The following is a 1,868-nucleotide window of genomic DNA, read 5'->3' on the forward strand; positions in this document are numbered from 1 at the left end:
CGCGGCCGGACCGCCCCGCCCCCACAGGCCGCGCGGCGGCACCTGGACGAGCGGCAGCGCGCACCGGGCGGCCTGGGCGAGCGCCGCCGGCTCGCTCGCCGGGTACGCCGGGGCGAGCAGCGGGCCGAGCTGCTGGAAGGTCAGCGGTTCCGCCTCGACCAGCGCCCGGGCCCGGTCGGCGAGCGCGGCGAGGTCGCCGGCCGGGTCGGCGAGGTCGAGGTCGGGCAGCCGTTTGGCGTACGAGGTGCGCAGCCAGCGGTCGTGCACCGGCTGCAGCAGCGGACGCAGGGTCAGGCAGTCATCGGCGGTGACCAGGTGGATGGTGCCGCGCTGCAGGGCGATCCGGACGGCCGCGCGCTCCTCCAGCAGGGTGGTCAGCTGCTCGGGGCGGAAGCCCTCGATCCGGCTGAGCAGGCCGAGGTAGGGCGGTTCGGGGGCGGCCTGGGCCTGCAGGCCGACCAGGTGGCGGACCATCGCCGCGGCGTCCAGGGGGCTGCGTTCCAGCAGGTGCTGACGGGCCAGCAGCGCACGGCCGAGGGCGCGGGCGGTCAGCGGCGCGCTCACGCGTCGAGCTCCCGGCGGAGCATGTCGATGCGGTTGCTGGTGACCGAGTCGACGCCGGTCCGCAGCATCCGGTGGACGGTGCGACGCAGGTCGACCGTCCAGGTGGAGACGAGCAGACCGGCGTCGTGCGCCGCACCGACGATCCGGGGCTCGACCATGCCGAAGGGCGGATTGAGGTAGCGGGGCCGCAGGTCGTCGAGGAGCGGGCGGCCGGGCAGCCGTGGCTGACGCCAGGTCAGGGCGATCTCGGCGTCCGGGTCGAGGGCGCGGACGGCGAGCATGGCGGCGGTCGGCCCGCAGTAGGCGACCCGGTGCGCGGCGCCGAGGTCGGCGACGGCGCGGTGCGCGGCGGCCGCCGGGCCGGGCTCGTCGAGGTCGATCAGCAGGCGGGTGGCGGGCGTCTCGGCGACCGCCTTCAGCGCCTCGGTGAGGGTGGGCACCCGGGGGCCGGCGGGGTCGCCGACCTCGGCGAGCTCGTCCAGGGTGAGCCGGTGCACCGGCCGCGGGTCCTCCCACAGCCGTTCGAGGGTGGGGTCGTGCAGCAGGACGGGCACGCCGTCGCGGGTCAGCCGGACGTCCACCTCGACGGCGTCGGCACCGGCCGCGGCGGCCGACTGGACGGAGCGCAGGGTGTTCTCGCGGTACCGGTAGGGGTCGCCGCGGTGGGCGACGGCGAGCACGGGCGGGCGGCGGCTCATGGGGCGGGCGTCTCCTCGGACGGGGTGGCGCCGCGTCAGCGCCGTTCGATCACCACGTTGGTGGACTTGATGACGGCGGTCGCGGGCGCCCCGGGCACCAGGGCGAGCTCCTCGGCCGACTCCCGGCTGATCAGCGACACCACCCGGAACGGGCCGGCCTGGATCTCCACCTGTGCGGCGACGTCACCGAGCACCACGTCGGTGACGATGCCGGGGAAGCGGTTGCGGGCGGACGACGGCCGGCCCTCGGCCTCGGCGTTCTCGGGCTTGGCGAGTTCGCGGGCGAAGGCGGCGAGCCGGTCGCCGGGGATGATCCGGTGGCCGTGGTCGTCCCTGGTCGCGTCGAGCCGGCCCGCGTCGACCCACCGCCGCATGGTGTCGGCGCTGACGCCGAGCATCGCGGCGGCCTCGCCGATGCGGTACGGGTGGACCGGCCGGTCGGGCTGGGCCATGGGGCTCTCCTGGCGTTCGGTTCGGGTGGTGACACCGGTACAGGGGTGCGCGCCGGATGTCCGCGGGCCATCCTGCCCTACCCCGAGGTCCTGCGGGTAACCGGCCACGGGGGCAAGCGGGCAGCACCCCAGGTGTGCGTGGGGGCACCTCCTC

Annotated in this window: 3 protein-coding genes; all 3 read right to left on the minus strand. The window is 76.6% G+C overall.

Annotation, left to right across the window (positions count from 1 at the left end; translation table 11 throughout):
- Window positions 1–564, minus strand: a 564-nt coding sequence (locus ABZ641_RS35610) for a crosslink repair DNA glycosylase YcaQ family protein (RefSeq protein WP_359988567.1), incomplete at its 3' end; no start/stop codon positions are given.
- A complete protein-coding gene (locus ABZ641_RS35615) occupies window positions 561–1,262 on the minus strand; it encodes a glycerophosphodiester phosphodiesterase (protein ID WP_359988569.1) in 702 nt (233 codons plus the stop codon). The genes ABZ641_RS35615 and ABZ641_RS35610, both read right to left, overlap by 4 nt.
- A 35-nt stretch (window positions 1,263–1,297) precedes the next feature.
- Window positions 1,298–1,714: a TOBE domain-containing protein gene (locus tag ABZ641_RS35620; protein WP_359988571.1), complete on the minus strand. Its 417-nt coding sequence runs from the start codon at window positions 1,712–1,714 to the stop codon at window positions 1,298–1,300.
- Window positions 1,715–1,868 lie beyond the last annotated feature (154 nt).

It is taken from the genome of Kitasatospora sp. NPDC007106, from assembly GCF_040634455.1.
GTDB classification, from domain to species: Bacteria; Actinomycetota; Actinomycetes; order Streptomycetales; family Streptomycetaceae; genus Kitasatospora; species Kitasatospora arboriphila.

Coding starts and splice junctions, on each gene's coding strand:
- ABZ641_RS35615 (WP_359988569.1), bottom strand. CDS start 1,262: ATGAGCCGCCGCCCGCCCGTGCTCGCCGTCGCCCACCGCGGCGACCCC.
- ABZ641_RS35620 (WP_359988571.1), bottom strand. CDS start 1,714: ATGGCCCAGCCCGACCGGCCGGTCCACCCGTACCGCATCGGCGAGGCC.